Here is a 16,938-nt window from a genome sequence, read left to right as displayed (position 1 = left end):
TATAATTATAATTTACTTTATATATTCTATAGTCGCTGGAGTAGCAGTTTTGCTATCGAAAAAGCCTTGATCGCTCATCCATTTGTCACTATATACTTTACTCATATAACGCGAACCATGATCAGGAAAAACGACAACAATTTTATCAGTAATCTTAAATTCTCCCTCTGAAACAAGTTGCTTAATAGCTTGCATTGCAGCACCACTAGTATAACCGACAAAAAGACCTTCTGAATTAGAAATCTCTCTTGCTGTATGTGCACTTTCTTCATCAGTCACTTTAACGAACTTATCAATCAAATCGAAATCAGTAGCGGTTGGTATAAGGTTTTTGCCTAATCCTTCAATACGATATGGATAAATCTCTTTATCATCAAACTCGCGCGTTTCGTGATACTTCTTCAATACAGAACCATAAGCATCAACACCTATAACTTTTACGTCAGGGTTTTGTTCTTTTAGATACTTAGAAATACCCGAAATTGTTCCTCCAGTTCCACTACAAGCTACCAAGTGAGTAATTTCACCATTAGTTTGTTCCCATATTTCTGGACCAGTAGTGTTGTAGTGCGCGTCAATATTTAATTGATTAAAATATTGATTTATGTATATAGAGCCTTTATTCTCTTCGTGTAATCGTTTAGCTACTTGATAATACGAACGTGGGTCATCAGCATTAACGTGAGCAGGACATACATAAACCTTAGCACCCATAGACTTTAACATATCTATCTTATCAGCTGAAGATTTTGAGCTTACTGCTAAAATACATTCGTATCCTTTGATAATACTCACCATAGCGATACTAAAACCTGTGTTTCCAGAAGTAGTTTCTATAATTGTATCACCTGGCGATAAGATACCTTGACGCTCAGCTTCTTCAATAATATGCAATGCAATTCGGTCTTTAGAAGAATGACCCGGATTAAATGCTTCTACTTTAGCATAAAAATCACCATCAAAGTCAGCGGTCATTCTATTTAATTTGATTAAGGGAGTGCTACCAATAAGTTGTAACACATTATCAAATACATTTTTGTTGTTGTTCATAAAATGAAAATTTTCGGTAGTCAACATTTATTTGACACCTAAAACCTCGCAAAAGTAACATTTTTTTTTTAATTAGCTTAAAATTCCCTCTAAATCAAGCAAGAAGGCGAACTCTTCAGCATCTTCTTTTAGACTTTCAAAACGACCAGAAGCGCCACCATGACCAGCATCCATATTAGTTTTCATATAAAGCTGATTACTATCAGTTTTCACATCACGTAATTTTGCCACCCATTTTGCTGGCTCCCAATATTGGACTTGAGAATCATTAAGTCCTGTGGTTACTAACATATTCGGATAATCTTTTGCTTCGACATTATCATAAGGTGAATAGGATTTTATGTAATTATAATATAGAATATCATTAGGATTTCCCCATTCATCATACTCGCCTGTAGTTAAAGGAATTGAATCATCTAACATAGTTGTTATAACATCTACAAAAGGAACGGCTGCAATGATTCCGTTATATAATTCTGGTGCTTTATTAATTATGGCTCCCACTAGCAAACCTCCTGCGCTTCCGCCCATAGCATACAAATGCTTTGAAGATGTGTAGCGTTCTTTGATTAAATGAATTGAGCAAGCGACAAAATCTGAAAAAGTATTTTTCTTGTTTAATAACTTTCCGTCTTCGTACCATTGACGACCGAGATATTCTCCTCCTCTAACATGTGAAATAACATAAATAAATCCGCGATCTAAAAGACTGAGCCTAATGGTTGAAAAATAAGGATCTACCGTAGAACCGTAACTACCATATGCATATTGCAATAATGGATTAGTACCATCTTTTTTAATGCCCCTTTTGTAGACCACAGACATTGGTATTTTAGTACCATCATCTGCTGTTGCCCAAATACGTTCTGATGTATAATTATCCTTATTGAATTTTCCGCCTAAGACCTCTTGCTCTTTTAAAACTGTTTTTGTTTTGGTACGCATATTAAATTCAATAACAGAAGAAGGAGTCGTCATCGCATTATAGCCATATCTTAACACTTCCGTATCAAACTCTACATTTGTACCTGTGTAAGCCGTATAGGTTTCATTATCAAACGGCAAATAATAGTCTTGTGTCCCATCCCAACGTTTTATTCTAATTTCATTCAAGCCATTACTGCGTTCACTAATTACCAAATAATCTTTAAAAATATTGATACCTTCAATAAGAACATCTTTTCTGTGCGGAATAACTTCATTCCAATTTTCAACTTTAGTATTAGTCTCTAAAGTCTTCATTAACTTAAAATTAGTCGCTTTGTCTTTATTTGTGAGTATGTAGAAGTGATTATCGTAATGTGAAATACTATACTCTAAACCTCTTATTCGAGGTTGAAAAATTTGAAACTTCCCTTCTGGATTGTCCGCATTTAAAACATGATATTCGTTTGTTAGTGTACTGTAGCATGCAATAATGATATATTTTTTAGATTTCGATTTATATACTGCCACACCAAAAGTATCGTCACCCTCTTGAAAAACCAGTTCATCTTCTGTATTATCGCCCAAGCGATGTTTATAAATTTGAAAGGCTCTTAGCGTAACCTCATCTTTTTTAGTGTAAAACAAAGTTTCGTTATCATTTGCCCAACTTGAAGAACCTGTAGTATTAAATACTCTATCTGAGGCTATTTCTTCTGTTTCTAAATTTTTTATATGAATAGTGTAATTTCGTCTTCCTGTGGTATCAATTCCATATGAAACCAACTTATTATTCGGACTTATGCTTATACCTGCTAACTTAAAAAAGCTCTCACCTTCTGCCATCTTATTGCAGTCAAATAATAATTCTTCAGGATTATCTAAGCTCTCTTTTTTACGTGTGTAAATAGGATAATCTTTACCTTTCTCAAACTTTGTGATATACCAATAGCCATTATACTTGTAAGGTACAGACTGATCATCTTCTTTTATTCTCGCTTTCATTTCTACAAACAAATCCTTCTGAAAAGCTTTAGTATGCGCCATTTTTCTATCGCAATACTCATTCTCTTTATTAAGATAGTCCAATACTTCAGGATGTTCTCTATCCTTCATCCAAAAATAATTATCAATACGCACATCACCATGCTTTTCTAATTGATGTGGAATCTTTTTGGCAATGGGTGGATTTATTTCTGAATTCTTTATCATCTGTTTTTATGAAAATTTTAATCTAATAAGTGGCGCAATTTAGTAATTTTGCTTCGTAAAAATTTAAAACACTTAATTATGTTTGGAGATATGATGGGAATGATGAGCAAATTAAAAGAAGCTCAAAAAAAAGTTGAAGAAACTAAAGAACGCTTGCATACAGTTTTAATTGATGAAGCAAGTAACGACGATAAGTTAAAAGTTACTATAACTGCAAATAGAACAATTAAAGCTATCAGCATTGATGACGAACTACTTCAAGATAAAGACATGTTAGAAGATTATCTTATCTTAACATTAAACAAAGCTATTGAAAAAGCTACTAATGTTAATGAAACTGAGATTGCTGCAGTAGCTAAAGAGGGAATGCCAAATATACCTGGTATGGATATGTTTAAATAGTTTTTAATTCACCTAAAAGCTTTTTGTGCATCTGGCCTGTATAATCTAGATGAGTTACCATCCGAAGCTTATTACTTCCCATACCAATAATATGTATACCTTTTTCTTTCAAAACGTTTAAGAATTGGTCTTCATCTAAGTTATTATTCAATTCAAAGATTACAATATTGGTTTCAATTGGTTCTACTTTCTTAATAGAAGATGATTTAGATAACACTTCACCTATTTCCTTAGCTTTTATATGATCTTCAGAAAGGCGCTCAAAATGATTATCTAAAGCATACAAACCAGCAGCAGCAGCAAAACCAACTTGACGCATACCACCACCAAGAATTTTACGAACTCTTAAAGCTCCTTGCATTAAATCACTATTACCAATGAGTACAGAACCCATTGGACAGCCTAAACCCTTGCTTAAACAAACAGAAATAGTATCGAATAACTCCCCATATTGCTTTGGGCTTTCACCTTTTGTCATAAGTGCATTCCAAAGTCTGGCTCCATCTAAGTGATAGCCTAGTTTATGCTTATCAGCTACTTTTCTGATTTTTTTAAGTTCTTCAAAGTCCCAACAAGCTCCACCTCCTTTATTGGTTGTGTTTTCAACTTCAACTAAAGTACTTAATGGACTATGATAAAAATCTGGTGGATTTATAGACGCTTCAACTTGTTCTGCAGTAAACATTCCTCGGTGGCCATCAATGAGCTTGCAAGAAATTCCGCTATTAAACGATGCTCCACCTCCTTCGTAATTATAGATATGTGCATATTTATCGCAAATAACTTGTTCGCCAGGATTAGTATGTAATTTTAACGCGGTTTGATTTGCCATACTGCCAGTAGGAAAAAATAAGGCTTCATCCATTCCGAACATATCAGCCAATCGCTCCTCTAAAGCGTTTACTGAAGGATCCTCTTTATATACATCATCACCCACTTCTGCTGTTAGCATTGCCTCTAACATGCCTTTAGATGGCTTGGTAACTGTATCGCTTCTTAAATCTATTATCATACTTAATTTGAATTGTAATTACAAACACCACTACCTATAGGAGAACCATCTGGTATTTTTGGTGAAGCTTCTAGTTTAAATTTTTCTGGACGTTGTGAAAATTCTCTAATCATCATACCATATTGTGATGCATACCGATTGCCTTCTTTTTTGTCATAAAGATAGTCGCCAACTATCGAAGATATAAATTTATTCGCAATCGCTTTAACCTGAAAATAGCTTTCTTCACTGACTGCTAAATTCATCAAATACTTCAATACATTTGTATTGATTTGTTGTTGAATTTCTGACAAATAGCTGTCATCATGTTTCTTACCAAAAGAATGTTTTAAAAGCTTGTCGATGACATCTTCTAAACTCATTTGATTGTCATCCAAACTCTTCTGTAACACCAAACGATTAGCTCGTTGGGGGTGTAACAGATACTTTAAAGTCATATCACTAGCTGTATTAGCTGCGCTCAACGGATCAAAAGCAACTCCTGTTTTTCCTTTAAAGGATTCTCGAGAACGATTATAGCCAAATGCCCGTGGTGGAAATAGACCCAGCTTTTCTTTAGGAATTACCAAAGTTTCACCATCAAGCGTTTTAAGAATAGCGTCTAATGTTTCTCTTTGCATAGCTACATCAATTGGTTTTGAGGTCAACTGCTCATCTCCTTTTACAGCATAGTTGTAATCTAAGCCACCAATCACTTTAGTTGCCGCTTCAACTTGAAAGCGATGATAGAAATACAGAGGCACAAAAACATCTTCTAAAACAGAATAAGGCTGATAACTCTTTATGTTATCTTTTGAGAAGTTAGATATTGCTTGTTGACGTAATTCTAAAATAGCATTCAATTCTTCAGCTGGTGTCTTACCATTGTCCCATAAATGAGCCAAAGCATGTGCGCCACCAGAAGCTCTTGCGTCAGAATCTGTGATAAACCGCAAACCACTGTCTTGAGCATTCTTTAAAATTCTATTTAAAGCCTCTTTTTCATTTGTTGTTTTATCAAATTCAGAATAACTATAAGCAACTGTTACTTTATCCCATTCTCCTATTCCAGTAGCATAGGCGTTACTAAAATCAATTTTTCCATTATTTACTGAAATTTGAGGATGTGGATAATCCATAACCGAAGCTCTATTATTTGTGCTTGCAGCAAAATTATGCGTAAAACCGATCGTATGACCAACCTCATGAGCACTTAGTTGTCTTATTCTCGCCAGTGCCATATCTAACATCGGCTGGTAATTATCATCGCTCTCTGCAAAAGGTTCATTCATCAACGCTTGTGCAATCATAAAATCTTGACGAATTCGTAAACTTCCTAAACTCACATGGCCTTTTATAATCTCTCCTGTTCTTGGATCTACAACACTTGCTCCATAACTCCAACCTCTTGTGCTTCTATGAACCCATTGAATGACATTATAACGACAATCCATAGGATCAGCATCTTTTGGCAACATTTTCACCTGAAAAGCATCTTTAAAGCCAATAGCTTCATAAGCTTCATTCCACCATTGAGCTCCTTCTAATAATGCTGAACGTACTGGTTCTGGAGTACCAGGATCTAGATAATAGATAATTGGCTCTTTAGCTTCACTAATTTCTTCACTTGGATTTTTCTTTTCTAAACGATGACGTATCACAAAACGCTTTTTTATATCCTCTTGTATTGGAGTTGCATAGTCCATGTAAGACATAGAAATTGCTCCGCTGCGCGTATCAAAAACTCTTGGTTTGTAATTATTATTCGGAAGTTTAATAAATGAATGATGCTGAACAACTGTAACTAAAGATCCTGTTGGAGTTACACTTCTTAAATTTCTTCCTGTTGGTTGTCCTTTAAAAGTCAACAACGCTTCAAACTCAACATTTTCGGGGAATGCTTTTGTTCGTTCTAACTCTAATACACTCTTAGAAGCATCAATTTTGTACGTGCCTTCTTTATTTCTTTTTAATCGCGTAGAAACACCATGAGTATCTTGCATTAAAAATGGAGTGAAATCAATGATATATTCGTAATCTTTTTTAGACAAAATTTTAAAGCCAAATAATACCGACTTTGCAAACGCTTGCTCAATACTTTTCTTTTCTAGTGCATTGTCTGTATTCGCTCTGTACTTTAAATTAGGCTGAATAAGTAACAACTTATTACCTGCTTTTTTAAAATACACCAAACGTTCATTGCCTAGTTGTCCTCTATCTAAACCTATATCGTTACTACCAACACCAGAAGCTAATGAATTCACATATAGAAATTCTTCATTCAGCCTTTCAACTTTCAGGTAGATTTTATCCGTACTTTCTTCGTAATAAAAATCAAAATAACCTTCATATGCTTTCAGGTCTTTCTTATCTAGAATTTGTGCTTGAAACTGAACACTCATACAAACAAAACAAAAGAGGAAAACTAATTTTTTCATATTTAAAAAATTGAATCATAAAACTACGGAATTTCTAAAAAACCGTTTCAAAATTATGGCACTTTAAATCCACACTATATATTTGCAGAAATTACTACTATTTATGATAACATCAGATCAAATAAAAGATCTTAATTCCCGTCTAGACACACTTAGACAATATCTTTGACTTAGATGCTAAGCTCATAGAAATCGCTAACGAAGAAGAACAAACATTCGACCCTAATTTCTGGAACAACTCAAAAGCAGCCGAAATGGTTATGAAGTCCATTAGAGAGAAAAAGAGTTGGGTTAATGATTACAATTCTGCGAAAACCTTATTTGAAGATCTAGAAGTCATCTATGAATTCTACAAGGAGGACGAAGCTCCAATGGAAAACGTAGAAAATCGTTTTGAGGCTGCTGTAAATGCAATCGAAAAGCTAGAGTTTAAAAATATGCTTTCAGAAGAAGGTGATAGTTTAAGTGCTGTACTTCAGATTACAGCTGGTGCAGGTGGTACAGAATCTTGTGATTGGGCAAGTATGTTAATGCGGATGTATTTGATGTATGCCGAGAAAAGTGGATTTAAAGTTAAGGAGCTCAACCTACAAGATGGTGATGTTGCTGGTATTAAAACAGTGACCTTAGAGATTGAAGGTGATTATGCTTTTGGTTGGCTTAAAGGAGAAAATGGTGTACATCGTCTGGTACGTATTTCCCCTTTTGACAGCAATGCCAAACGTCATACAAGTTTTGCTTCAGTTTATGTCTATCCGTTAGTAGACGATTCTATAGAAATTGAAATTAATCCTGCTGACATTGAAATTACAACAGCACGTTCTAGCGGTGCTGGTGGACAGAATGTAAATAAAGTTGAGACTAAAGTACAGTTATTACATAAACCTTCTGGAATACAAATCCAATGTTCCGAAACCCGTTCTCAGCATGATAATAGAACAAGAGCATTGCAAATGCTAAAGTCTCAGTTGTATGAAATTGAGCTACAAAAGCAAATGGCTCAGCGCGATGATATTGAAGCTGGAAAAATGAAAATTGAATGGGGAAGCCAAATTAGAAATTATGTGATGCATCCATACAAATTAGTAAAAGATGTACGTTCGGCTCATGAAACAGGAAATGTAGATGCTGTAATGGATGGTGATATTGAACCATTTTTAAAAGCCTATTTGATGATGATGGGACAACAAGAAGTAGATTCAAATAAATTATAAATGAAAAAAATAGATACGATAATATTTGATTTAGGTGGAGTCTTAATCGACTGGAATCCAGAATACGTGTATTTAGATGTATTTAATGGTGATCGAGAAAAAATGCAATGGTTTTTTGATACTATTTGTACCAGTGATTGGAATGAAAATCAGGACGCTGGTTACCCAATGCAAAAAGCTACAGAAGAACGCATCGCTTTATTTCCAGAACATGAAGAACTTATTCGTATGTTCTATGGAAGGTGGGAAGAAATGTTAGGTGACGCTATTCATGGAACAGTTGATATACTTAGAAAGCTTATTGATAATCCGAGTTACAAAGTAGTAGCCTTAACCAATTGGAGCCATGAGACATTTCCAATTGCATTAGAGCGATTTGATTTTCTACATTGGTTTGAAGGTATTTTGGTTTCTGGTGAAGAAAAGACACGAAAGCCCTTTCCAGAAATTTATGAGTTAACATTAAAACGATTCAATATCAAGGCAGAAAATTCTATTTTCATTGATGATAATCTCAGAAATATAAAGGCTGCTGAAGCCTTCGGAATTAATGGCATACATTTTGAAACACCAGAAGTATTGATTGATAAACTAAATACGTATTCAGTACATATATAAGTTATGATAAAAATATACCACAATCCAAGGTGTTCAAAATCTAGACAAGGTCTAGCCATTTTAGAAGCTTCAGGTAAAGATTTTGAAGTTGTAAAGTATTTAGATACAGACTTGACAGTAGACCAATTAACAAGAGTTATTTCAAAATTAGGTATAAAACCTATAAATTTGATACGTACAAATGAAGCTATTTGGAAATCTGAATATAAGGGTAAAACACTTTCGGACCTACAAATAATTGAGGCTATGGTTGCAAACCCAAAGCTAATAGAGCGACCAATAGTTATCAATGGTAAAAAAGCAGTGGTTGGTAGACCACCAGAAACAATACTAAATATTATTTAAAAATGAAAAAGACAGTCCTTATTATTTTTGCACTGTTAATAGGTCTTAACGTCTTTGGACAAATGAGACGAAACAGAAACAGTGGTATTCCTCAAACCACTAGAGAACCATCTGAAAAAGATATAGAAAAACGAAAGCGATTGATGGAAGAGCGCAAAGATGAATACATTGCAAACTTCATATCGACATTAGAAGCTGACGATTTTCAAAAGGAAATTATCAAACAATACTTAAACAGTTATTATGATGCAAAAGTGGCTCTTTTAAAAATCCGTTTTGAGCATAGTTTGGATCGTGAAAAAGCTATAAAAAATTTAGATGACACTCATTTTGTAGACCTCAAAGAATTAATTTCTGAAGGAGATATGGAAAAAATCAAAGGTATGATTAAGGGGGAGTTTGATGAAAACGAAGTTGTAAAAAAGAAAAAGAAAGAAAAGAAAAGAAAGAAAAAGAAAAAAAAGGATGAAGGTTAAATAGCACATATCTATTTCAAAAATATAGGTTATTTTTTTTAAAAACATTACGTAATATTCGTCCTTAATAGCACATTTAGATTTTAAATCTTAATTATGATTATTTTATATAATTAGAAAGCAATCATAATTCGATTTTATCAAGTTTCTCCTAAAACATTAAATTACATCACTAGTATCCATATCAGTATTTTATGCATTAAGATAAAGTTGTAAAAAACAAAAATGTTGTTTATACCTTTAAATGAGTTGTTTAGAGTATTAATGGTTGAGTTGACAAATTTTGATTCTTTTCCTCCTACGGAAATAATTATTTTTACGATGTGAAATCGAATATAAACACATCGAGACTTTCTTTTAAGGAACTATTATTCCAAATCGTTCTTAATATCGTAGTGTTTGTTTTTTTTGCATTCGATAAGCGATTACCAGGAATTGAATCACATCAGGTTTTTTTCTATCTAAATTTTGCCGTTGCAGGTATTTTTATCAATTACTTTTTATTACCAAGATATTTATACAAAAATAAATATTGGCAGTTTACTATCTATACATTGATTGTTGTAGCTCTAGTTATCACTATAGAAGAAGCCTTTTTAGAGCAAATTTTTTATCCTGAAACGCGTGCGAAAAGATTTTTGGGGATTTTCTATAATTTATTGAGTACGTTGCCAACCATAACTATTTTGGTAGGTTGCAAGTTTGCTTGGGATGCTTTAAATAGTCAACGAGAAGTCCTTGAGCTAAAAAATTCTGTTAAGGAAAGTGAATTACAATATCTTAAATCACAGATAAACCCTCACTTCCTGTTCAACAACATTAACAATCTTTACGCCTACGCGGTAGAAAATTCACCAAAAACACCAGAGCTTATTTTAGAACTCTCATCCGTTTTACGCTATATGTTGTATGAATGTAAAGCTCAATTTGTGCCACTCAAAAAAGAAATTGAACACCTCAAAAACTATATTAATTTAAGTAAACTACAAATTGAAGGTCGTGGAAGCGTGGATATTGACATAGAAAATGTACCTGAAGATTACCAAATCGCACCTATAATTTTATCAGTTTTTATAGAAAATGCTTTTAAGCACAGTGCTTCCAGTCAAACGGAAGATATATCAATTAATGTAAAACTTAATATAGATAAAAACGGAAAGCTCATTTTTTTGTGCAGTAACACCTATCATGCACAAAGTAATATCGACAATCTCGATAGTGGTATAGGACTAGAAAACGTGAGAAAAAGACTGGCATTGATTTATCCAAATTCGCATAAACTGGATATTACAACCAAAAATAATCTCTATCAAGTAGAATTAACTATAGGCTTAAGTAAAATTCAACACTAATGAACTGTATAATTATAGAGGACCAATTACCAGCACAGCGAATTTTGAAAAAATATATCGCAGATACAAGTACATTAACATTAGTTGGTGCTTACACTGACGCCTTGCAAGCAATTGATGTCTTAAAGTCCAAAACAATTGATATTATTTTCCTAGATATTCATTTGCCAAAATTATCAGGAATGGATTTTTTAAAATCCCTTTCAAATCCACCAAAAGTTATTTTAACTACTGCTTTTCAAGACTATGCACTCGAAAGTTATGAATACAATGTGGTAGATTATTTATTGAAACCCTTTTCATTCCAGCGCTTTGTAAAAGCAATTTCTAAAGTTAAAAATGACAAAATTGACAACGAAAATTCAACTTCTTTAGAAGAAATTTACATAAAAAGTGGTTATGATCATATCCGCGTTAAAACCAACGAAATACTTTTTATTAAAGCAGATTCAGATTATACTGAAATTCACCTAAAAAACAAAAAGCACCTTTCGTCAGAATCACTGCGCTACTGGGAAGAGTTTCTTTCTAAAAAAATGTTTCTGCGATTACATAAATCGTATATCATCAACACCAAAAAAATTAAAAAGGTTTCAGGGAATCAGGTTTTTATAGAAAATAACGTTGTCATTCCCATTGGTAGAGCCTATAAAAACGAATTTACAAAACAACTTATAAAGTAATATATCTATGATCTTATATATAAATAGAAACATGAAATTCAAATTTATTTTTACGCTCCTAGCTATTGTTTCTGTTGCTGTTTCACATGCTCAAAAAGAAGTTAAAGTTCAGGGAACTGTGGTTGAACAAGGTTCTAATATCCCATTAGAATACGCTACGATTACGTTTCAGTCTAAATCAGACAATACAATAATTGAAGGAACTATTACTGATTCTAAGGGGAAGTTCAACTTAAAAATACCTATTGGTAGGTATGATATTGTTGTAGAATATATCTCATACAAGTCTAAAAATTACTATGACAAAAATATTTCGGAAGATATAAATCTTGGTACTGTAGCACTTAATGTAGATGTAGAATCCCTAAACGAAGTTGAAGTTATTGCTGAACGTACAACTGTAGAGATAAAACTTGATAAGAAAGTATATAATGTTGGCAAAGATTTAACCGTTAGAGGTGGTACTGTAAGTGATGTATTAGATAACGTACCATCTGTTTCAGTTGATGTAGAAGGTGCAGTTTCGTTAAGAGGAAATGATGACGTTAGAATTTTAATCAATGGCAAGCCATCTGGGTTAGTTGGCCTTAACTCAACCGATGCCTTGCGTCAGTTGCCTGCTGAAGCAATAGAACGCGTAGAAGTCATAACATCTCCTTCAGCTAGATACGATGCAGAGGGATCAGCAGGTATACTAAACATAATCCTTAGACGAAGTAAACTTCAAGGTTTAAATGGTGCAATTACTGTAAATGGTGGTTACCCTCTACAAGCAGGTATTTCTGGAAATATAAATTATAGAACTGGTGATGTTAATATTTTTAATACTACAAGCTACAATTATAGAGAAACACCAGGAAATGCGCTCAACGAAACTGAGTTTTTCAATGGTGATGATCCAAGTACATTTTTAGTAGAAAAGCGCGATTTTGATCGTGTTAGGAAAGGTTATAGCACTAATACAGGTGTTGAATGGTATGTCAATGAAACTAGCTCATTGACTGCAACCTTAGTTTACAGAGATAGTGATAACGAAAGTAATACCTTTAATCGCACACAAGAATTTGACGCCAATAACACACTTACCAATACAACCATTCGAAGAGATCCTGAACTCGAGGATGACAAAACAGTACAATACGCATTAAGCTACGACAAGCAGTTTAATGGTAACAGTCAGCATAAATTAACTTTCGATTTTCAATACGAAGACAGTAGAGAGTTAGAACAATCTATGATTAACCAAAATGGTTTTGATGTTGAAAATGTACTTACGGACGAAAACCAAGGCCGTATTCTTTTACAAGCGGACTATGTACAACCAATTAACGAAACAGGGCAGTTTGAATTTGGTTATCGTGGTGAGTTTTTTGATTTATTTACAGACTATCTTGTAGAATCTAGTTTTGATAATGGTGAGACATTCCAGGTGAATACAAACCTCAGTAATTCTCTAGATTTTAAACAACAAGTCAATGCATTTTACTCGCAATATGGTAATAAAATTGGCGACAAGTTTTCTTACTTATTAGGATTACGTTATGAAGGAACGCGCATTGCTATTGACCAAGTGACAAGTGGTGATTTCGATAAAAAAGAGTATCACCAGTTATTCCCTACTGTTAATCTAGCCTTTGAATTATCTGAAGATGAAAATATAACATTAGGCTACAATAGACGTATAAGAAGACCACGATCTCGATTTATAAATCCATTTCCTTCGAGAAGTAGTGCCACTAACCTATTTCAAGGAAATCCAGATTTGGATCCAAGTACATCTAATGCTTTTGATATTGGTTATTTCAAAAAATTCGGTAAGCTATCTTTAACTAGTTCAATATATTTTCAGCGTGCTAAAGATGCCTTCAATTTTGTTGCCCTGGAAACGGATAACTTCTACATTTTTGAAACTAACCAGACTATTAATATTAATGACCCAGATTTTGAACAGTTAAATGAAAATTTTGATTTGGTACCTGTGATAAGACGCTCTCCTATTAATTTAGCAACTAACGACAGGTTCGGTTTAGAATTTACATTAACCTATAGACCAACAAAAAAGTGGAACCTAAATGGTAATTTTAATCTATTTAATTCTAGTACTAGAGGTGATTTCGAAGGACAAAACTTCGATGCAGACAATCTAAGCTGGTTCGTAAGGCTTAATAATAAATATACATTACCAGGAAATGTAGATTGGCAAACACGTCTATTTTATAGAGGTCCTATAGAAACTGCTCAAAGCCGCAATCAGGGTATTTTCTCAATGGATCTAGCATTTAGTAAAGACTTATTTAAAGATAAGGCTTCTATAGCATTTAACATTAGAGATGTGTTTAATTCTCGTAAACGCATAAGCGATAATTTTACTGATAGTTTTAATAACTATGGTGAATTCCAAAGGCGCGTGCGCTCATTTAATTTAGCATTTACATATCGTTTTAATCAAAAGAAAAGGCGAGAACGTTCTGGTCGTGACAATGGAAACGGTGGTGATGACTTTGATTTTGAAGGGTAACATGATTTAATAAAAAAAGCACAAATGATAAAACTTAAATGTCATTTGTGCTTTCGGTAAGTCTAATACTTAAAGTTATTATTTTACTTCTTTAAGTGCATTATCTATTAAAGTACGCAAATGCTGTTTATGAGCCTTACTAGAGACATTGCCTGCAGGTGCAGCCATGGTTCTAATGCGTTTTAAATTATATAATGCCATTGATTTTGCATTATTTGTATATCTACTGTTTTGCTTTCCTGTTAACATATCGATAAGCATGTCGGTATATGCAATTTGTAAATTTTGTCTAAACGAATTAACATTACCATAAATATCAGCTTTAAAAATAGCAGAATTTAAGTCTGTCATAAAAGAAGATAAAGTATACTCATTACCATATAACTCACTATCTGTAATTCTTTGCAAAGTATTTGGATGTAAGATATGTCTTAGAATATTTTGTTGATAAATTAATACCTGCCTATGGATTTTTGGATCTTCTGGACCTCCAAAAAAGTTATAACCACGACGCTGCATTGCTAAGTAATTATATAACTCACTTGGTGCACTAAAAGCATCTGGTGCGAAAGCGTACTTCTTTAAAGCATTCATAGCGCGTTTTTGGTCTTCTAAACTTACTGGTGTATATGGTTGCGTACCACCTTCTTGACCAATCATTGCTCTATCTACATAAACACCACCTATAAATCTAGAAATAACACCTGTAGCTATGGCGCGTTGTCCACTTAATAAATAATAAGCACGTCTTAATTCTTGGTAAGATTCTCCAGATTTAGAAAATTTGGATTTAACAGAGTTCATCATACTATCTACTAACGCTATTCTGTCAATAGAATATCCTATTTGATCATTAGATAAATCCCCAATCATTACTCTAGGATCAATTGCTTTTCCTGGTGCACGCATATCATCTGCATCATTACCAAATATTAATTCGGGTTCTGTAGATCTATTTAATAACGCAACTTTTTCGCTTTCAGAGTTAAAAGGCGTATAACCAAACTGTATTGCCCAAACGTCGTATGGACCAACTGAGGTATCATAGTATTGTCCTTGTTTAGATCTATCTTTAGTAAGATTAATACCTGCATAGTCCATTACAGAACCTGTCAAGCATTTACCTTCTATAAAATCTTTATTTGCTAATTCCTCAGGTGAAAATAATTGACTCGCCTTCATGTTATGGTTTAAACCAAGAGTATGACCAACTTCATGCATAATTAAAGCTAGCATCGATTCTTTTTTCATACGAGCCATCTCTAAATCAGAGTTACCAGACGCTTCAATAACTGCTTGTCCAAACATCGTGTTTTCGTGCATTACATGACCGAAAGAGCATAAAACCTTATTCTTTTTTAAATATTCTGAAGCATCAAATTCCACATCAGCTTTTGCTAACTCAAATAATTGGTCATAGAATACTCTATTTGTAAAATGCACATACTCTAACATAATATCTGCACCAATTATTTCTCCTGTCTTCGGGTTTACGAAGCTTGGTCCATAACCACCAAAAGGTGGATTAGGTGAAGACGTCCAACGTAATACGTTATAGTTAATATCACCAGCGTCCCAATCTGCATCATCTGGTTGCATTTTTACGACCATTGCATTTTTAAATCCTGCTTTTTCAAAGGCTTTATTCCATTCTAATACACCTTGTGTAATTGTTTCTCTCCACTCTACAGGTGTAGAATTTTCCATCCACCATGTGATTGGTTCTACAGGTTCAGAAATTGCAGCGCTTGGGTCCTTTTTAACTAAATTCCAGCGATGTACCAAATCTTTAAAAGGTGTTGAGTTGGTAGCAGTTTGGTCATTAACCTGAGTTGTAAAATAACCTACTCTAGGATCGTCTAAAAGAGGTTCATAATCATTCTCTGGCATGGCGATTAAACTATGAAATACTTTAATACTAACATTTCTGCCATCTGTGACTGCTCTAGAACCACCGTTTAAAATTGAGGGTTTTGAGTATACATACTCAACTTCAAGGTTTGTGTTATCCTCATAGTTTTTAATACTATTAATCTTAGTTTTTGTTTTATCAAGATTACCAAGGCTAAAGGCGAATGGACTAGAACCAGGAAAACGTGGTGGCTTTACTTGAGCAAATATTTCTTTTAGAAATAAATCATCAGCTTTAATTAAATAAAGACCTTCTTTTTTGTCATGAGCTTCAATTTTTACAGATGCCATGATACCTTCACTCATATTAGCATCTTTGGATTTAGAAATAGCATTTTCTGGATCAAAGTAGAAAGAGGTATTTTGAGATACAAATTCTATTTTATTATAGTATTTTTTTACTTTGAAAACTTTTGAACCACCATAGGCTCCTCTAAATCTTCCAGCATCAAGCACACCATTTGACACTTGATTGAAATGAATGTAATCTTTGTCTAAGTGGTCATCACTAACTACCATTTGTAAAGTACCAGTAACAGTATCTCTATACATAGTAAAAAGTCCTTCAATCTTCTTGCTAGATTTTGTAAGATCTTTTATGGACTTTTCTTTTGATTTAGGTTTTGGTGCAGGCGCTTCAGTTTTATCTTTTTTCTTTTTCTTTTTACGCTGAGCTTCTAGATTTTGAGGTGCAACAAATGCGCACATCAGAAATGCTAGAGACAATAATCTAAGGACATTTCGTTTTTTGATATTCATAATTTTTTTGATTAATTAATATGGTTTTGATTCACACAAGATATA

13 protein-coding genes are annotated in these 16,938 nt (G+C 33.5%); 8 read left to right on the top strand and 5 right to left on the bottom strand.

Going from position 1 to position 16,938, the window contains the following annotated elements; genetic code table 11:
• Positions 1–12: 12 nt before the first annotated feature.
• Positions 13–1,050: a cysteine synthase family protein gene (locus tag Q0822_RS17360; protein ID WP_299126173.1), complete on the bottom strand. Its 1,038-nt coding sequence runs from the start codon at positions 1,048–1,050 to the stop codon at positions 13–15.
• 72 nt (positions 1,051–1,122) lie between these two features.
• On the bottom strand, positions 1,123–3,186 hold the full coding sequence (locus Q0822_RS17355; protein WP_299126172.1) for a S9 family peptidase: 2,064 nt from the start codon (positions 3,184–3,186) through the stop codon (positions 1,123–1,125).
• Between the two features lie 78 nt (positions 3,187–3,264).
• On the opposite strand from Q0822_RS17355, the gene Q0822_RS17350 reads away from it, so the two are divergent.
• A complete protein-coding gene (locus tag Q0822_RS17350) occupies positions 3,265–3,588 on the top strand; it encodes a YbaB/EbfC family nucleoid-associated protein (protein ID WP_299126171.1) in 324 nt (107 codons plus the stop codon).
• Here the strand turns inward: Q0822_RS17350 and Q0822_RS17345 are convergent.
• On the bottom strand, positions 3,581–4,600 hold the full coding sequence (locus tag Q0822_RS17345; RefSeq protein WP_299126169.1) for a GntG family PLP-dependent aldolase: 1,020 nt from the start codon (positions 4,598–4,600) through the stop codon (positions 3,581–3,583). The genes Q0822_RS17350 and Q0822_RS17345 overlap by 8 nt on opposite strands.
• Positions 4,601–4,602: 2 nt before the next feature.
• Entirely contained in the window at positions 4,603–7,017 is a 2,415-nt protein-coding gene (locus Q0822_RS17340; protein ID WP_299126167.1) for a zinc-dependent metalloprotease, read from the bottom strand.
• 103 nt (positions 7,018–7,120) lie between these two features.
• Here Q0822_RS17340 and prfB point away from each other — a divergent pair.
• The 7 genes from prfB (at position 7,121) to Q0822_RS17305 (ending at position 14,223) form a co-directional block, all read left to right on the top strand.
• Positions 7,121–8,231 (top strand): peptide chain release factor 2 gene (gene prfB / locus Q0822_RS17335; RefSeq protein ID WP_299126166.1). Its coding sequence is split into 2 segments (ribosomal slippage): positions 7,121–7,183 and positions 7,185–8,231, totalling 1,110 coding nucleotides; the frame shifts between segments, so codons are not numbered across the junction.
• Positions 8,232–8,849, top strand: coding sequence for an HAD family phosphatase (locus Q0822_RS17330; protein ID WP_299126164.1), 618 nt, complete (start codon positions 8,232–8,234; stop codon positions 8,847–8,849). It begins immediately after the preceding gene.
• Between the two features lie 3 nt (positions 8,850–8,852).
• The gene (gene arsC / locus Q0822_RS17325; RefSeq protein ID WP_299126162.1) at positions 8,853–9,194 is read left to right on the top strand and encodes an arsenate reductase (glutaredoxin); all 342 of its coding nucleotides are present in this window, start codon (positions 8,853–8,855) and stop codon (positions 9,192–9,194) included.
• Positions 9,195–9,196: 2 nt separating this feature from the next.
• Positions 9,197–9,670 (top strand): hypothetical protein, encoded by a 474-nt coding sequence (locus tag Q0822_RS17320; RefSeq protein ID WP_299126160.1) that lies wholly within the window; start codon positions 9,197–9,199, stop codon positions 9,668–9,670.
• A 323-nt stretch (positions 9,671–9,993) separates the two neighbouring features.
• Positions 9,994–11,022, top strand: a complete 1,029-nt coding sequence (locus Q0822_RS17315) for a histidine kinase (RefSeq protein ID WP_299126158.1) — start codon at positions 9,994–9,996, stop codon at positions 11,020–11,022.
• The gene (locus Q0822_RS17310; protein WP_299126155.1) at positions 11,022–11,705 is read left to right on the top strand and encodes a response regulator transcription factor; all 684 of its coding nucleotides are present in this window, start codon (positions 11,022–11,024) and stop codon (positions 11,703–11,705) included. The genes Q0822_RS17315 and Q0822_RS17310 overlap by 1 nt, the downstream gene beginning before the upstream one ends.
• Positions 11,706–11,736: 31 nt before the next feature.
• On the top strand, positions 11,737–14,223 hold the full coding sequence (locus Q0822_RS17305) for a TonB-dependent receptor (RefSeq protein WP_299126153.1): 2,487 nt from the start codon (positions 11,737–11,739) through the stop codon (positions 14,221–14,223).
• A 78-nt stretch (positions 14,224–14,301) separates the two neighbouring features.
• Here the strand turns inward: Q0822_RS17305 and Q0822_RS17300 are convergent, their stop codons facing one another.
• Positions 14,302–16,893 (bottom strand): zinc-dependent metalloprotease, encoded by a 2,592-nt coding sequence (locus Q0822_RS17300; RefSeq protein ID WP_299126151.1) that lies wholly within the window; start codon positions 16,891–16,893, stop codon positions 14,302–14,304.
• Positions 16,894–16,938: the final 45 nt, after the last annotated feature.

The organism is uncultured Winogradskyella sp. (assembly GCF_947496485.1).
Lineage (GTDB): Bacteria > Bacteroidota > Bacteroidia > Flavobacteriales > Flavobacteriaceae > Winogradskyella.
Note: the sequence above shows the minus strand (reverse complement) of the source record. Positions and strands in the feature narration are given on the sequence as shown.

Bases quoted from the DNA above. Each gene is read 5' to 3' on its own strand.
- Q0822_RS17330 (WP_299126164.1), top strand. From the start codon at position 8,232: ATGAAAAAAATAGATACGATAATATTTGATTTAGGTGGAGTCTTAATC.
- Q0822_RS17345 (WP_299126169.1), bottom strand. From the start codon at position 4,600: ATGATAATAGATTTAAGAAGCGATACAGTTACCAAGCCATCTAAAGGC.
- Q0822_RS17360 (WP_299126173.1), bottom strand. From the start codon at position 1,050: ATGAACAACAACAAAAATGTATTTGATAATGTGTTACAACTTATTGGT.
- Q0822_RS17300 (WP_299126151.1), bottom strand. From the start codon at position 16,893: ATGAATATCAAAAAACGAAATGTCCTTAGATTATTGTCTCTAGCATTT.
- Q0822_RS17350 (WP_299126171.1), top strand. From the start codon at position 3,265: ATGTTTGGAGATATGATGGGAATGATGAGCAAATTAAAAGAAGCTCAA.
- Q0822_RS17320 (WP_299126160.1), top strand. From the start codon at position 9,197: ATGAAAAAGACAGTCCTTATTATTTTTGCACTGTTAATAGGTCTTAAC.
- arsC (WP_299126162.1), top strand. From the start codon at position 8,853: ATGATAAAAATATACCACAATCCAAGGTGTTCAAAATCTAGACAAGGT.
- Q0822_RS17340 (WP_299126167.1), bottom strand. From the start codon at position 7,017: ATGAAAAAATTAGTTTTCCTCTTTTGTTTTGTTTGTATGAGTGTTCAG.
- Q0822_RS17310 (WP_299126155.1), top strand. From the start codon at position 11,022: ATGAACTGTATAATTATAGAGGACCAATTACCAGCACAGCGAATTTTG.
- Q0822_RS17305 (WP_299126153.1), top strand. From the start codon at position 11,737: ATGAAATTCAAATTTATTTTTACGCTCCTAGCTATTGTTTCTGTTGCT.
- Q0822_RS17355 (WP_299126172.1), bottom strand. From the start codon at position 3,186: ATGATAAAGAATTCAGAAATAAATCCACCCATTGCCAAAAAGATTCCA.